Genomic DNA, 15,442 nt, shown 5'->3' with positions numbered 1-15,442 from the left:
TCGCCACAATAATTGATTTGTCAATAATTTTAGCTGCGTTGGAAAGTGAGAAATAATCTATCTTTTTCTTCAGCTGCCCCTGCTGCCATTCAGTCCACTTCCTCGTTTTGCAGTGCATCTCGTAATTTTTTAATCGCTTGACGTTGAATGCGCGATACATGCATTTGCGAGATATCTAGAAGTTCCCCCGTTTCTTTTTGACTACGATTTTCAATAAATGTATATTGTAAAATCTTCTGTTCACGTTCATCTAAGACAGGCAGAACCTTTTCTAAAAGCATACGCTGGTTAACTTGTTCAAACCCATCGTCATTATTTCCAACTACATCTAAAAGCGTGATGGTGCTTCCGTCTGAATCCGCTTCAATCGAATGATCGACAGAAAGAGCCTGATAGCTTTTTCCCATCTCCATCGCTTCTAGGACTTCTTCTTCGGAAACGCCAATATAGTCAGCAATATCTTTAATTTGCGGCGAATTTTGCATTTCACGAGTTAGTTCTTCTACTGCATTTTTAATCTTGGGCCCTAATTCTTTTATACGACGAGGCACATGAACGCTCCATGTTTTATCACGTAAAAAGCGTTTAATTTCACCAACAATTGTAGGAACAGCAAAAGCCTCAAAGCTTTTCCCAAATGTAGCATCATAACGGCGAATGGCTCCAAGAAGACCAATATTACCCACTTGAACTAAATCTTCATGAAAAGATTTTCCTTGTGAATATTTACGCGCGATTGATTCTACCAAATTTTTATAATGGACGACAAGTTCATGTTGCGCAACATCGTCCCCATTTTCTTGATAGGCGCGAATCCATTCATATACTTTTGCTTTTGCGGCATCTTTATCAGGTTGAGACACTTTCTGCATTCTCCTCCACCTGCTTTTCATCAATATATTTGGTCATTACAACGGAAACTCCGTCATCATAATACAATTTCACATCATCCATAAGTGTTTCAATCAGAAATAATCCTAAGCCTCCAATACGCATAACATCTGTTTCTTCTCCGACTTTATAAGGCCCAATATCTGCTTTTTTCGCTTCTGGATTAAAACTTTTTCCTTTGTCTGTCACAATAACGTCTAGTTTATCATCATACAATTTAAACTCGACTTTTACTTCACCATCTGCCACTTCTTTCAAACCATGATGGATGGAATTTGTGATTGCTTCACTTACAGCGATTTTTAAATCCTCAATTGCTTCATAGGAGAAACCGGCTTGACTCGCAATCCCAGAAAGTGCAAGGCGACCAAGGCTTACATATTCTGGTTTAGCAGGAAGCAGTAGCTCAATTTTATCACACGTTGTTGCCATTCATTTCACCCTCTATATTTTTGATTTCAATAATATCCGATAGACCCGTAATTTCAAATAAGCGATATAGACGCTCAGAAAGTCCAACAAGAATCAGTTCGCTCTCATTTGTACGTAAATTTTTAAATAAACCTACAAAAACACCGAGACCTGTACTATCCATATAGCCCACTTCTGTTAGATCTACTTTTAAAGAAAAATGGCTTTTATCTTGAAAAACTTCTAGCGCCTCTTTTAGTTTGGGCGCTGTGTAAGCATCAATTTCTCCAATGACAAAAGCGCTTGCCGCATTTTCACTTTGTTCTTTGATATCAATTCTAATGTTCATTTTGTCACCTCATTAATTTTTGGTATACCCAGTGCTTTTACCCATCCTGCATTATGCTTAAACCTAATGTCTACGTTTCATGACAATAAGCGTAAAATCATCATGTAAATAAAAATCTTGCAATTTAAGTAAATGTTGATAGATTTCTTCTACCATTTTTTGTGCATCTAAATGTATGTATGTTTCAAAAATACTCATTAATTCCTGCCGACTAATAAAGTCATCTTCTACCCTTGTTTCTGTTACACCATCTGACATAATGAAAATAATATCACCATTTGCTACTTCTTTTTGAAATTCGCGGTACTGTACATCTTTATCTACGCCAAGTGGCAACCCTCTTGCATATAAGTCTGAAAAAGATTGAGTTCCTGCCTCATAATAAAAACCTAATTCATGCCCAGCAGAACTATAATCAAAAACATGTGTATGCGGATGATATACACCGAAAAACATCGTAATAAACATGTTATCATTGATGTTTTCCTCGGTAATCTCATTTAATAATTGTAAAACTTTACTTGGTGTATAATGTTCCCCTACCATGTTCGCTAATGCATATTTAATCATGGAAATGCTAAATGCAGCCGGAATGCCTTTACCAATTACATCTGCAAGTGCCACAGAAACATTTTGAGTGCTCTCTTCGTCTTGAATAAACGTATAGTAGTCCCCACTCATTTGACGAGCCGGACGACTTACTACACCAAATTCCATTCCTTCTTGACAAGGCACGCTTGTTTTCATTAGTGTTTTTTGGATGGTTTCAGCTTGTTCGATTTCGCTTTGTAAGGCGCGCTGTTCTGTACGCAAACTAATATGCTCTAAGTAAGCAAGACCATATCCAACCATTAATTCTAGTAAAACATCAAACGATTTTTTGACATATTCCGGTAAGTTGGAGTCATATTCTTCTAGAACAGAACGATGAATATTGATGATTTCTTCAGGAGGAATATTATCTTCCATAGCTTCTTTCGTTAATTTTTCACAGCTATATAAAATCTCCTCATCCTGATGTTTTAAATATTCACATAGAATTTCTCTATATTGTTCTTCAAATCGTTCGTTCATTTCTTTCTCCCCCTAGCGAACCCACTTTGTTGCTATAATCACTGTTCCCTTGTCATCCCCGCTTGTATAGGAATCAATATTAAAACTGTCCATTAGCCTTTTTACTCCCGGAAGACCTGCCCCGAGGCCGCCAGATGTTGTGAAGCCATCTTGCATGACTTTTCTTATATCTAAAATCCCTGGGCCCTTATCTTTTGCTTCAATTTGCAATCCTTGTTTTCCCATTTCAGCAACCTTTGTAATGCAAATTTCCCCGGTACCAGCATAAAGAAAAATATTTCTTGCAAGTTCACTAATCGCGGTTGTGATTCGAGCTTGGTCTACTGTACCAAAACCGATTTCTTTTGAAATTTTTCTTCCCAGCTGACGTGCTGAAACAATATCCCATTCATCAGTAATTTTTACACAGGATTGGAAATTCATCTTTATTCCCCCAATTCCTGTTTCAATTTTTCAAGGCCACTTTCTAAATCCATCGCCGAAAGAACACCTTCAAATGTAATTCCAAGTTCAATTAATGTAATGGCTACCGCAGGTTGTATGCCCGTCACAACAACTCGCGCTCCCATTAGTTTAGACATACTAACAACATCACCTAAAATTTTAGCGATAAAAGAATCAATGAAGTCAATTGATGTGATATCAATGACAACCCCTCGAGCGGAGGTCTCGTGAATTTTTGATAGAAGATCTTCTTGAAATTCCATTGCTGTTTTATCATCTAATTCACTTTGAATCGAAATTAATAAACATTCTCCTAATTTCAAAATTGGAATCCCCACAGTTTCACCCCTCTTTTTCTACTATTTCTCTATTTGTTAAAGCAAGCGCGCGCTCCATTCCTTTCTTCAAGGTATTGGTTGTAATAATTTTATCAAGTTCAATCCCTAAATTAACAATAGTTTGCGCAATTTCTGGTCTAATCCCGACAAGCATCGGTTGACAGCCCACTAGGCGAACTGCTTCAGAGGCTTGGATAATATGGTGAGCGACCATCGTATCAACAACTGGCACTCCCGTTATGTCAATGAGCACAACTTCTGAACGATGCTTTACAACTCCCATTAATAAGTTTTCCATAATTTGGCGTGCACGTTCTGTGTCGATTGTTCCTATTAGCGGCATAACCGAAATATGATCAAAAATAGGAAGAAGTGGCGCTGATAATTCTTGAAGTGCTAATTTCTGGATAGAGACTGTTTTCTCCCATGTGTCGGCATATGCTGTTACGATTTTGTTATACATCGAAGAAAGCCAGCTTTCAAAGCGGTAATATGCATCATTTTCCGCCTCCACCTCTTTTTTCACAAAAAATTCTTCGTTTCGTATGGCTTTGTAGACAAGTAGTCCAAAAATTCGAAGTCCTGATGTAACAAAATGAACGGGCCATCCTAGAAGAACTACTTTTTCAGCAAAATCATCTAATTTCTCGTTAAAAGTTATACCTGCTTCTGTAACATTCGAGATGATTAAATCAATAAACTCGTGGCTTGTCTCCTCATACATGACTTCTGTTACAATATCAGAAATCCGTGAGTCAGCTTGTTGCTCCATTTCTTTCATCCACTCTACTAGTAAATCATCTCGATTTGAGCGGATGAAATTTGCAAAATCTTTATACATTATGTTTAAATCCAACCTTTCTTTACTCCTCTTAAGTGAACTTAGGTACTTTTTTGTGTAAAAAACCTGCCATAAGGAAACATAGTTTGAACAACATAGGTTCGATGCTTCTTATGCCAGGTACTTCGGACATTTTCAATATGGTTGTTTCAAATTATGTATAAGTAACCCGTCACCCAAAAACGTCTTTCGCGAAATCTTGACCGCATTGTCATCATTCATTTATAAGCACCATTTAGTTAATTATGTATAATTTCTAGAACTCAATGATTCCTAAGCTTATTTCAAGTGCTCGGTTGACCTTATCCATAAGTTCATCGTCTAAATGGGTGATTTTATCCGTTAATCTCTGCTTATCAATCGTTCTTACCTGCTCCAATAAAATAACCGAATCCCGGTCAAAACCATGTTTTTTTGTAGCTTCTATGTGCGTGGGTAGTTTCGCTTTCTGAATTTTCGCAGTAATGGCCGCAACAATAACGGTTGGGCTAAAACGATTGCCGATGTCATTTTGAATGATGAGAACAGGCCTTATTCCCCCTTGCTCGCTACCGACCACGGGGGAAAGATCCGCGTAGTAAACATCACCACGCTTAACCAAAAGCCTAACCTCCTAATACTTCAATATTCTTACTCTCTGCCTCAGCTTCTACATGAGTGCACTCACAAGCGATAGCAAAATTAATTTTAGCCATTTCTTCGTAGCCGCGTTCCATTTCTGTACGCATTTCACGAGCTTTTTTTTGCTTTAAAAACTCTTGTGTTGCTTCCATAATTACTTCACTCCGCTCCACTTTTTCTTTGATCACTAGACGGTCAAGCTCCTCAATGACTTCCTGCGACAATACAACAGAAATTTCTTTGCGTTGTTCTCTTTCTAACACGTCTTACACCCCCAAAGCTGCATACAAAACTTGTATCACCTCTATGGTACCATTATGTGCGATTTTAGAAAAGTATTTTCATGGTTTTTCTAAGTAAAAATAGCAATATTTAGCTATTATTCCCTATAGAAATGAAGATTTTTAAGCTGATATAGTCATTTCGTAGTATGCACCCATTATAAACTCCCTTTTTAATAAAAGCACGAAAATTGCTTTTTAAAAAGGATAGGTTCTTGGTATACGCTCTGATAGCAAACACGTGACCTCGTAATTAATGGTATCTAAATAATGTGCCACATCCGTTGCTGAAATAGATGCATCACCACTTTTACCGATGATTGTTACTTTGGTCCCGACTGGATAATGTTTAGGTAGCCGGATAACCAGTTGATCCATACAAACGCGGCCAATAATTTCACATGGTTTTCCGTCGACTAAAACGTGGAAGCCGCTATAATGACGGATGATTCCGTCTGCGTATCCAATCGGCACCGTGCCGACCCACTCATTTTCCTTTGCCTCATAAGTTGCGCCGTAGCTCACATGGTCTTTAGGTTGTAATTCTTTAACTTGAACAATTTTTGAAAAAAGGGAGAGCGCGGGTTGTAATTTAAACGGGAGTATATCAACAATATCCTCGGATGGTGGTAAACCGTACATGCCAATGCCAAAGCGAACCATATTAAACTCTTTTTGTGCTTTTGCATGAAGTAAACTTGTGGCAGAGTTCGCGCAGTGAATATAACGCGGCCTTTCGTTTAGGCTCGTAAGCATATGTTCGAATTTATCCCACTGTGAATCAAAATAAGTTGTGTTTTTTTCGTCAGCTGTGGCGAAATGTGTGTAGATACCTTCTAAATGTAGTCGCTCATCTTGTTCGATTTTTTTAGTTGCGAGATGAAGCTCTTCTTTTGTTCGGAAACCAAGACGCCCCATTCCGGTATCTACCTTCAGATGGATATTCAGTTTGGCACCGTCCGTATGTAAGTCAAGATCTTCTAGGAAGTCTTTATGAAAAACGGTCACGGAGATGTTTTTGCTGGCAGCAAGTTTTGCATCTTGTTTTAAAATGGCGCCAAGCACTAAAATGGGCTCTGTGAAACCTTCACTTCTTAGCGCAAGCGCCTCGTCTAAAATGGCTACACAAAATCCAGTTGCGCCCGCTTGTTTAGCAGCATCTGCAACGGGAATCATGCCGTGTCCGTAAGCATTCGCTTTCACTACAGCAAAGATTTCGACGTTTTTAGGCAGTAGTTTTTGTTCGTTTTTGATGTTCGCTTTGATTGCGTTTAAATCTACTTCAATCCATGTTGGTCTATGCCATCCGGTTACCATATGAAACACTCGCTTTCCCCTTAAATTTCGATAATGACTTGTGCGGCTGCTGACCGACCTGTGTGCGTGATACTTACGAAAACCGTTTCGCCTGCTTTTTGCGGTTTTAAAAGTCTTGGTTCGCCGTTTTCACCAGTTAAGATTTCGACATCAAGGAAGCTCAGCTCCTTGCCAAACCCAGTTCCGTTTGCTTTGGCGTATGCTTCTTTGGCTGAAAATCGTCCCGCTAAAAATTCTACTTGGCGGCTGCCAGTATATTTCAGGTACAAATTTTGTTCCTCTGTCGTTAAAATCCGCTCAATAAAACGTGGATTTTGTTCAACTGCTTGACGAATTCGGTCGAGGTCAATCATGTCAAGCCCGATACCTTTAATCAATCATTTCCACCTCATTTAACAATTGGTTTGCACTTTCTTTTGCTGTTCGAATACAATCTGGGATTCCAACACCATTATAGCTCATTCCGGCAAATTCGACACGCGGATAGCTTGCTGCCAGATTTTTCCTAAACGCACTAAGGCGCAGGCTATGCCCCACGTCATATTGCGGCATTGCATGTTCCATTCGACTAACCTCTGCAAACAGGGGCGTTTCGTTAAGGTGCATCATTTTTTTATAATTGTTTAAAACAATATGAATCAGTTCATCGTCACTCTTCGTACTGACTAGGTTTTCGCCTGATTTCCCAACAAAGCCACGTAAAAGCATTTTGCCATCTGGCACCATGTGCGGCCATTTTTTATGTACCCATGTGCATGCGGTCGTTTCATCATTCCCTGTTCGTGCGACGAGATAGCCGGTTCCTTCTTTCAAGTTTGCCCGTTTCTCATCATCGTAAGCAAGTGATACTGTTGCAAGTGTTGTGAGCGGCCTATTTTGAAATGGCCTAGTCGTCTCGTTATCTAGTAATTTTATGAGCGCATCGTGTGTCGCGGCAATTAATATGGCGTCTCCTTCTTCCGTTGTGCCATCCGAAAATTGAACTTCGTAGCTCTTACCTTTTTTTATGATAGCGCTAGCGCATTTTGAGGCATGTAAATGGTCTTTTGGCAACTTACGGACAAGTTCGTTTGGTAATTCTGACAAGCCGCCAGCGAGCGTTCTAAAGGCACCAATTGTATTTTTAGTTCCCGTTGTGCTCATTTTAGCGTCACTAGGCGTTTTTAGTCCTTCCATTAAACTGCCTGCCTTTAAAATGGCTTGCTCAAATTGTGGAAAAGTTGCCCGAAGGCTCATCTCATAAATATTCCCCGCGTAAATCCCTGAAAGCAGCGGCTCCACTAAACGTTTAACGAGTTCATGGCCAAATCTAGCCTCAAAAAATTCCCCCAGCGAAACATCTTCGTTTTTGGAATCATATGGCAGGGTTTTCTCCAAAATAGCCCGTTCTTTTCCTGCTTCCGTGAGTAAACTGCTCGCAAGAAGAGCTTTCTCATCGGTCGGAATCCCCATAACAGAGCCCTCTGGTATTGGATGAAGCGAGCCATCGTGAAAAATATAGGAGCGGCCTGTTGCGTTTGCGATGAGTTTATCCGTAAGCCCAAGCTCCGCGACTAACTGAATGCCTGCTTCTTTTCTGGCTAAAAAGGAGTCTGGGCCTTTCTCAATTAAAAAGCCGTCCCGTTTCACTGTTTCAAATTTCCCGCCAAACGTTTCCGCTTGCTCATATAAATCCCATGTGACGTTTTCCGTTTTATTTTTTTCTAACGTGTACGCCGCGGTAAGCCCTGAGAGCCCGCCGCCAATAATTAAAATGCGTTTCAAATTCATTCATCCTTTCTATCTTGCAATATGTCTATTTTATCACAAAAAGACGCCCGATATAAATCACGGCCGTCTAAAAGATTGATTATCATAAGTTGATTTTTTTCTTTTAACTTTTCTTCACATACGCCTGTTTTGCTATTCGGTAACGCAAAAACTGAACAAAAGCCCCAAAAAGGGCTATGCCAGCGAAAATAAGCATAACTAAACCAGATAAAAGGAAATAAAAGCCTAAACAAATGAGACTTATCATGAGATAGAAAACAATCATCCATTTTTCTTTTTTCATTTCTGCACCATCCTCTTTTGCTGTTAAAAAGAATGCTCAACCCCTGACAATCTATCTATATTTAGTATACCTTATTTTTCCATGTTGTAGACAAAGAAATTGCTCGTATTAGTTCTCCATCTTTATTAAATCGGGTCAAGTATCCGTTCTAAAAATTGTTTGGTACGAGGTTCTTTTGGATTTTTGAAAAATTCGCTCGGATCCCCTTGTTCCACTACAACGCCGCCGTCCATAAACACCACTTTATGTGCGACATGTTCAGCAAATTTAAGTTCGTGCGTCACGACAACCATCGTCCAGCCTTCCGCAGCAAGTTCCTTCATCACACGTAGCACATCGCCTACAAGTTCAGGGTCAAGTGCGGATGTTGGTTCATCAAAAAGGAGCAGTTTCGGTTTCATCGCAAGCGCTCTTGCAATACCGACACGCTGCTGTTGCCCACCAGAAAGCTCATAAGGATATTGATTCGCCTGCGCCTCTAAATTCACTTTTTTAAGTAATGCGAGTGCTTCAAGACGAGCCGCTTCCTTATCCATTTTCAGCACTTGAACAGGACCTTCCATCACATTCTCAAGCGCCGTTTTATGCGGAAATAAGTTGTAGCTCTGAAACACCATCGATGATTCACGGCGCACATCCGCAATTTGTTTTTTGGTTAATTTTTTGGAAAAATCAACAGCCAAGTCATCAAAACGGACGACGCCCTCTTCCGGGATTTCAAGCGCGTTTAGAGAGCGCAAAAATGTAGTCTTACCAGAGCCAGACGGCCCAATGATAACCGTAACACTGCCTTTTTCTACTTCCAAATCAATGCCCTTTAACACTTCGTTTTCGCCAAATTTTTTATGCACGCCTTTCGCTTCTACATACATCTTCGTCTCCTCCTCACTTCGCCACATAGCGGTCTAGTCGTCTTTCCAAGCGATTTTGAATCCCGGATAAAAAGACACAAAGAATCCAGTAAAGCAGTCCCGCTTCCATATAAATAAGTAAAAATTCATAACTTGTTGCTGCAATTTCTTGTGCCTTACGGAAAAGCTCAGAAACGAGCACAAGAGAAGCAAGGGACGTATCTTTTACAAGACTGATAAAGGTATTTGAAAGTGGCGGAACTGAAACACGTGCGGCTTGTGGAATGATGATGCGAAATAGCGTTTGACGGTAATTCATTCCAATCGTATATCCCGCCTCCCATTGCCCTTTTGGCACAGACTGAATAGAGCCACGTACAATTTCGGCCGCATACCCGCCAACATTAAGCGAAAATGCAATTACAGCCGCCGCAAAAGGATCAAATTTTAATCCAATCGTCGGTAAACCGTAAAAAATCACGAAAAGCTGCACTAGTAGCGGCGTTCCGCGAATGATTGAGACATACGCTCGTCCGATTCCTCGTAATAGTTTAGAACTAGAAAGACGGCAAAGTGCAATAAGAAGCGCGATAGCCATCCCAATAATAAAGGATAACAGCGCGAGTGGAATCGTATATTTAATTCCACCCATCACCATTGGCCAAAACGCTTCTTTCAACACATCCCAGTTTAAATTATCGAACGAAATCGCACCAAGATTAATCGGTAACATCTTCACCAAACCATTTTTCGGAAATTTTTTGTAATGTGCCGTCTTCCTTCATCGCTTTAATTTCCTTGTCAAATGGCTTTTTAAAGCCCGTGTCTTTAAGAAAAGCAAAGCCTGAACTACTTGTTTCTTTGTCCAGTTCTGCAGCAATTTTAATATCTTTATCTCCCGTCTCTTTGATATAATCAAGAACGGCTAGCTTGTCATTTACTGTTGCGTCAACCCGGCCCTGTTTAATAAGTTCAAGCGACTGAGACAGCCCTTCAACAGACTGAATATCGGCATCCGCATCTTTCGCAATCTGCCCGTAGTTACTTGTTAAACTTTGGGCTACCTTGACGCCTTTTAAATCATCAATCGTCTTAATCGAATTGTTATCTTTAGCGGTCACAATAACAGCCGTACTTTTAGAGTATGGAAGTGATAAATCATATTTCTTTTCACGTTCAGCATTTATGCCGACTTGGTTGGCAATCACATCAAAACGTGACGCATTTAAACCAGCGAACATCGAGTCCCACTGAGTTTCTTCAAATTTCGTTTTAACACCTAAACGTTTTGCTACTTCATTAATAACATCAATATCATAACCAGTTAATTTATTTGTATCGCTGTCATGAAATGTGAATGGTCGGTAAGTTCCTTCTGTTCCAACAGTTAAAACCCCGTCTTTTTTCACTTGATCATACACAGAATCACCAGCTGATTTCGAGTCTCCCCCGTCCGAACTTGAGCAAGCTACAAGAACCACCGCAAGAATGGATGTGAACAAAACGGCAAGTAATTTTTTCATCATTGAAACGCTCCTTTTTCTTGTTTTGTGTCAGACCTTCTGCGGAACAGAATAACCACTATTCCGATTAAAATAGAAGGGATTGACCTCGCAATAAAATTGATAAATGTATTCGATTTAACAATTCTTTGTTTATTTTAGGTAAATTCCTTTAATTTTGCAAGCAAATTGACTTACCAAATATAAGTGCGCATTTCGCCATATAAAAAAGCTAACACCAAAAGTGTTAGCTTTAGCTTTCAGGACGATACCACGTATAAATGTCTGTAGCTTGACTGCTTTCTAGATAGCGTAGATAAGCAGATGTACTCCCATTTCCGGATTTCATTGCGATTTGCATATGGTTCGTTTGACTTCTTTCCATCCACAAACTTCTTTTCGCCTGCATCGATTGAATGCGTTCTTTGCGCACTAAATAGGTTGTTTTAGACAAAAAGGGTCTGGCTTGGAAAAGGACGGTTCCATTACCTAATCCAAACGCCGTGGCGCGGTAGCTACAAATGGCTTTCCAAATAGCTAAAAGTGGGATAAGGAGTGCGATTAGTCCGAATGGATAAAACAACAGACTAACAGCTACTGCAGGAATGATTGTCCAAATAAAGTAAATCCAAACAAAACGTTTTAAACTTGTTTTTGGTGCCTTCTGAATTTGCTCCACCGTAATGTGATAATTCGGCAGTATTTCTAGAAGCACACGGAGCGCCTCTTTTTTCTTCATAATTGGTAATAATAAAATATCGCCTGAATGCTCATTGTCGCCTGAACTTCCGGCTGTGATAAGTTTAACAGCAACTAGCCCTAACATTTGACGAAAAGGGGATTCTGTAATGAGAATTCCTTGAATGCGCTCAAGACGTATCGTTGTGTGATTGCGCTGTAAAAGCCCTTTTTCAATTTCCAAATGATGCTCAAATTGTTTGACTTTAAACTGGAAGTATTTAAATAATGTGGCTATGATGGATACTCCCCACATAAAGAGAAGCGCTAGTGCGGCTAAAATCAGAAACATCAGGATACCAAGTCTCGCAATTTGATCGTAACTTTCTGATAGCCATTCATCTGGGATAGCGCTTTGGAACTGCCCGAAGATAGCAAGTAAAATAAGAAATCCACCAAGTACGCCACTTGACGTTACGGCCATAAGTAAAAGTTGTTTGGTTTCGAGCATAATGGTTCGAATAGGTTTTTCCGATTCTTTTACTTTTGGCACATCAAAAGGATTGTCTACAGACTCTTTTTCAATTTCATCCATTTCATTTTGTTTACCTTCACGTAAATCGCGCAGTTCAGTGGCAACACTTTTAGGAACGGCCGATAAGTCACCTTCTGCCTTCCCTTTCGTGCCTGCTGTTTCAATCAAAATTTGAGTCACATTAAATGGCATATAGAAAAACCACTGTTTTTGCTGAATCGTTTGAATTCTTTCATAGGGAATAAAAATATTTTTACGGAAAATCAGCCCGTATTTAATTCGTATCCCTTCGTCTTCAAGCGTATAGCGATAGGTTAAGTATTTTAGAATAGCGGGCGCCAAAATAAGCAGTGCTAGCAAAAGAAGGATAGCAAAAAGCAACCAAGTAGGCATAAAACCGTTCCTTCGAATAGCTTGAAATGCAGAGAAGAACCCAACAAAAATCGGCACAATATTTTGCCGAATATTTACAATGATTTCTTTAATAAGCGCAATCGGATGCAGTTTTCTTTCCTCAAACATCTTCTTTCGCCACCTTTACAAGCTCTAAAATATGATGTCTAAGCTCATCCGAAGTGGATGCATTTACTGCTTCAATGACATGCGCACCAGCAGCTGTTGTAATCGAAAGCGACACCAAATTTTGCTTACGTAAAAGCGGACCTTGCGCAGTTTCAACGTGCTGAATACGGATCATCGGGACTAAAATACGACTCCTAAAAATAATTCCGTGTTGAATTTCAATTTCGTCGTGTCGAATTTGATAACTCCATCTTTTCCACCTAAAAGGAATAAGAAAAAAGAAAAACAAAATAAAAAGTATGCGAGTGTAATGAGAAATCCAATTAAACTAAACGCAAGATTAATTTCAGCATAATAAAAGATAGCCAACAAACCTGCTGAAACAAGCAACAATAAACTCCCTGTTATACTATAGACTTGTCGCCAAACTGTCTTGATCTGTTTTGGCAACTGTTTTTCTAACTGTTTTAGCTCCATAAAAGTCTCCTTTTTTTGTAGAGAAAAGTCCTTGTTCATCTTTTCTTCATATTTTTGTGTTATAGTTATAGTATACACCATTCTAGGGGGTTTTAGAATGCGAAAAAAAGCAAATTTATTTGTTGCATCTGTCATGGTATTTGCTGTCCTTTGCTGGATGGCACCACTTGCAAAAGCCGTACCAGTTCCAGAAGCAGAAATTACATATACAACTAAGACTTCCGATGAACTTTCCGATATGTTTTTAGTAAGTGACTATACCTTTGAATCACCTTATGTTGTCATGAACGCTAAAAATCAAGCGACTGTGATGTTTAACACCTCCTCTGCAACAAAAATTACCTATACGTTCCAAAATAAAACGATTTCCGGTCCATCTTTCACAAAAAGTCATCAATTTACCATTTCCGGCTTAAAGTCTGGTCAAAATCATATTTCGCTTAAAAAAGTCGACAAAAACGGCCAAAGCCTCACTGAAACTCTAACGATTGATGTCCCAGAAAAGAAAACTTCTAAAAAGAAACATTGGTCTTACTTATCATTTAAAAATTTAGCTGCCACTCGTGAGTTAAAACAGGACGAGTAAGTTATAAATGAAATAAGCATAAGTTTAGTAAAGCCTTTAAAATGGTATGATTACTAAACTTATGCTTTTTATTTTTCATAAGAATCCTTAAAGTTTTGGTTCGGGGGTTTAAATAATATAGCAAGTCAAATCATAAACCCCTCTTTGCCTGAAGCAAAGAGGGGGTTTTTTTTCATTCAATAATTTCTTTAAATTTCAACCGTTTATTTACTAAATACATAAGTGGGATGCCGATTCCCATAACGACTAATTCGCCGATTGCGATTGTGAGCCATGTAATGAAAAATGGTAGTTGGAAGGCTAGATGTAGCTCCCATGCGATAATGAACATTGTAAAGGAGAAGACAAGTGTATTTAAAATCATGCGTAAAATGGTTCCTTTTGCATATTTCATAATACCGAACATAATGAGCATTGACAGAACAGACTGGCCAACACCAAAGACTAAATCGTACCAACCGAGTGGAGAAAATAAATTGGTGATAAACACGCCAAGCGCGATACCCCAAAAATAATTTTTGCTAAATACAATGAGATGATTGAACAATTCTGGCACCCTAAATTGGATGGCACTAAATGCGATGGGCTGAATTAAAAAACCTATAATGACATATAACGCAGCCACAATAGCGTTAACCGTAATTAATTTTATTTTCATTTTTTGCACTCCCTAGTTTTTTTACGTAGGATGGTTTCGAACTACGTGTTTATCAAACTATCTTATTATAGCCCAGTTCATTTATAAAAGAAAGACCTAATTTTAATCAAAAAAGAAGTTTTTTCTCTTGCATTTTCTGAAAATCGGTTTATAATCAATGTAGACTTTAAATATCCATGATGGATATCAGGTATCCCTGAAGTACTTTTTAGCAAATCGAGGTGAACACGATGAAACTCACAAAGGGTCTTGAGCAAGCCGTTTGCATTATTACACTGCTTTCAACGCAAGATAGCGGGGCTCCACTCGCTTCAGATGCCATTAGCGAACGCCTACTTGTCTCTCCTTCTTACTTAAAAAAAATCATGCGTAAACTCGTTGTCAAAAACATTATCAGGTCCGTTCCTGGAAATAACGGTGGTTTCTTTTTAGCTAGAAGTCCCGAGCGAATCAGTTTATTCGAGATTGTTGCAGCTGTTGAGGGCGAAACAAATTCGTACCCTAATAGCGGGTTGATTAAACAGGTGTTTGGCGACATTCGAAAAGAAGCTGCGGAAAAAGGCGAAACCATTTTAACCGAGGCGTTTAGCGCGGCAGACCAAGTATGGAAAGACGCACTTAAAAAGCAAACAGTAGCAGACTTACTTTTAGAAACGCTAGGACGCGATGAGCTTCCTTATACAAACTGGAATGAAATTAACCCAGAATTACATTTTTAGATTGGTGATGATAGAACGTGTTAATGTTAAAAAACGAATGGAAACGACTTTTCAATAATAAAATTTTACTTATTTCTTCCATCGTAATCTTATTTATCCCGATTTTATACGGTGCTTTTTTCTTAAAATCCGTTTGGGATCCGTACGGCAAAACTGGTGACTTGCCAGTAGCTGTTGTCAATCATGATGAGAGCGTGAATTATCAAGGAAAAACGCTCGATGTCGGGAATGAACTTCTTGTCAATAATTTAAAAGAAAATAAAGTATTTAGATTGGAATTTCGATAAACGCAGA

The 15,442-nt window shown here is 39.1% G+C and carries 20 protein-coding genes, 2 pseudogenes and 1 riboswitch; of the genes and pseudogenes, 3 read left to right on the top strand and 19 right to left on the bottom strand.

Annotation, left to right across the window (positions count from 1 at the left end):
• Positions 1–89: 89 nt before the first annotated feature.
• From sigB to LFLEISCH_RS13070, 18 genes and pseudogenes are all read right to left on the bottom strand, one after another.
• A complete protein-coding gene (gene sigB / locus LFLEISCH_RS13155) occupies positions 90–872 on the bottom strand; it encodes an RNA polymerase sigma factor SigB (RefSeq protein ID WP_007477416.1) in 783 nt (260 codons plus the stop codon).
• A complete protein-coding gene (gene rsbW, locus LFLEISCH_RS13150; RefSeq protein WP_007477415.1) occupies positions 850–1,323 on the bottom strand; it encodes an anti-sigma B factor RsbW in 474 nt (157 codons plus the stop codon). Before rsbW ends, sigB begins: the two co-directional genes overlap by 23 nt.
• Entirely contained in the window at positions 1,307–1,651 is a 345-nt protein-coding gene (locus LFLEISCH_RS13145; RefSeq protein ID WP_007477414.1) for an STAS domain-containing protein, read from the bottom strand. Before LFLEISCH_RS13145 ends, rsbW begins: the two co-directional genes overlap by 17 nt.
• Before the next feature lie 63 nt (positions 1,652–1,714).
• Positions 1,715–2,725 (bottom strand): PP2C family protein-serine/threonine phosphatase, encoded by a 1,011-nt coding sequence (locus tag LFLEISCH_RS13140; RefSeq protein WP_007477413.1) that lies wholly within the window; start codon positions 2,723–2,725, stop codon positions 1,715–1,717.
• 12 nt (positions 2,726–2,737) lie between these two features.
• Positions 2,738–3,148, bottom strand: a complete 411-nt coding sequence (locus tag LFLEISCH_RS13135) for an anti-sigma regulatory factor (RefSeq protein WP_007477411.1) — start codon at positions 3,146–3,148, stop codon at positions 2,738–2,740.
• A 2-nt stretch (positions 3,149–3,150) separates the two neighbouring features.
• Complete coding sequence (locus LFLEISCH_RS13130; protein WP_007477409.1) at positions 3,151–3,507, bottom strand: STAS domain-containing protein; 357 nt, start codon at positions 3,505–3,507, stop codon at positions 3,151–3,153.
• A 4-nt stretch (positions 3,508–3,511) separates the two neighbouring features.
• Entirely contained in the window at positions 3,512–4,348 is an 837-nt protein-coding gene (locus LFLEISCH_RS13125) for an RsbT co-antagonist protein RsbRA (RefSeq protein WP_007477407.1), read from the bottom strand.
• A gap of 256 nt (positions 4,349–4,604) precedes the next feature.
• Positions 4,605–4,949, bottom strand: coding sequence for a type II toxin-antitoxin system PemK/MazF family toxin (locus tag LFLEISCH_RS13120; RefSeq protein WP_007477403.1), 345 nt, complete (start codon positions 4,947–4,949; stop codon positions 4,605–4,607).
• Between the two features lie 4 nt (positions 4,950–4,953).
• Entirely contained in the window at positions 4,954–5,232 is a 279-nt protein-coding gene (locus LFLEISCH_RS13115; protein WP_007477401.1) for a ribbon-helix-helix protein, CopG family, read from the bottom strand.
• A 216-nt stretch (positions 5,233–5,448) separates the two neighbouring features.
• Entirely contained in the window at positions 5,449–6,567 is a 1,119-nt protein-coding gene (alr, locus tag LFLEISCH_RS13110) for an alanine racemase (RefSeq protein ID WP_007477399.1), read from the bottom strand.
• A 20-nt stretch (positions 6,568–6,587) separates the two neighbouring features.
• A complete protein-coding gene (gene acpS / locus LFLEISCH_RS13105) occupies positions 6,588–6,944 on the bottom strand; it encodes a holo-ACP synthase (RefSeq protein WP_007477397.1) in 357 nt (118 codons plus the stop codon).
• Complete coding sequence (hemG, locus tag LFLEISCH_RS13100) at positions 6,937–8,331, bottom strand: protoporphyrinogen oxidase (protein WP_007477394.1); 1,395 nt, start codon at positions 8,329–8,331, stop codon at positions 6,937–6,939. Before hemG ends, acpS begins: the two co-directional genes overlap by 8 nt.
• A 109-nt stretch (positions 8,332–8,440) precedes the next feature.
• On the bottom strand, positions 8,441–8,620 hold the full coding sequence (locus LFLEISCH_RS13095; RefSeq protein WP_040504879.1) for a hypothetical protein: 180 nt from the start codon (positions 8,618–8,620) through the stop codon (positions 8,441–8,443).
• Positions 8,621–8,745: 125 nt separating this feature from the next.
• Positions 8,746–9,492 (bottom strand): amino acid ABC transporter ATP-binding protein, encoded by a 747-nt coding sequence (locus LFLEISCH_RS13090; protein WP_007477392.1) that lies wholly within the window; start codon positions 9,490–9,492, stop codon positions 8,746–8,748.
• A gap of 13 nt (positions 9,493–9,505) precedes the next feature.
• The gene (locus LFLEISCH_RS13085; RefSeq protein WP_007477390.1) at positions 9,506–10,204 is read right to left on the bottom strand and encodes an amino acid ABC transporter permease; all 699 of its coding nucleotides are present in this window, start codon (positions 10,202–10,204) and stop codon (positions 9,506–9,508) included.
• Positions 10,191–10,994 carry an amino acid ABC transporter substrate-binding protein gene (locus LFLEISCH_RS13080; protein WP_040504880.1) on the bottom strand — a complete coding sequence of 268 codons (804 nt, stop codon included), beginning with the start codon at positions 10,992–10,994 and terminating at the stop codon, positions 10,191–10,193. Before LFLEISCH_RS13080 ends, LFLEISCH_RS13085 begins: the two co-directional genes overlap by 14 nt.
• Before the next feature lie 232 nt (positions 10,995–11,226).
• Entirely contained in the window at positions 11,227–12,708 is a 1,482-nt protein-coding gene (locus tag LFLEISCH_RS13075; protein ID WP_007477386.1) for a PH domain-containing protein, read from the bottom strand.
• A pseudogene (locus tag LFLEISCH_RS13070) lies at positions 12,701–13,185 on the bottom strand (PH domain-containing protein). Before LFLEISCH_RS13070 ends, LFLEISCH_RS13075 begins: the two are co-directional and overlap by 8 nt.
• Before the next feature lie 97 nt (positions 13,186–13,282).
• Between LFLEISCH_RS13070 and LFLEISCH_RS13065 the strand changes: the two are divergent.
• A complete protein-coding gene (locus LFLEISCH_RS13065; protein ID WP_007477385.1) occupies positions 13,283–13,771 on the top strand; it encodes a hypothetical protein in 489 nt (162 codons plus the stop codon).
• Between the two features lie 172 nt (positions 13,772–13,943).
• Here LFLEISCH_RS13065 and LFLEISCH_RS13060 read toward each other — a convergent pair whose 3' ends face one another.
• Positions 13,944–14,429, bottom strand: coding sequence for a QueT transporter family protein (locus LFLEISCH_RS13060; RefSeq protein WP_007477384.1), 486 nt, complete (start codon positions 14,427–14,429; stop codon positions 13,944–13,946).
• Positions 14,430–14,435: 6 nt separating this feature from the next.
• Positions 14,436–14,480: riboswitch (PreQ1 riboswitch) on the bottom strand.
• 179 nt (positions 14,481–14,659) lie between these two features.
• Between LFLEISCH_RS13060 and LFLEISCH_RS13055 the strand changes: the two genes are divergently transcribed.
• Positions 14,660–15,148 carry an RrF2 family transcriptional regulator gene (locus LFLEISCH_RS13055; RefSeq protein WP_007477375.1) on the top strand — a complete coding sequence of 163 codons (489 nt, stop codon included), beginning with the start codon at positions 14,660–14,662 and terminating at the stop codon, positions 15,146–15,148.
• A 17-nt stretch (positions 15,149–15,165) separates the two neighbouring features.
• Positions 15,166–15,442, top strand: a pseudogene (locus LFLEISCH_RS13050) (YhgE/Pip family protein); the annotation flags it as partial.

The sequence above is a fragment of the Listeria fleischmannii subsp. fleischmannii LU2006-1 genome (assembly GCF_000344175.1).
In the GTDB taxonomy this organism is placed as follows: domain Bacteria; phylum Bacillota; class Bacilli; order Lactobacillales; family Listeriaceae; genus Listeria; species Listeria fleischmannii.
This window is presented reverse-complemented; position numbering and strand designations above follow the sequence as displayed.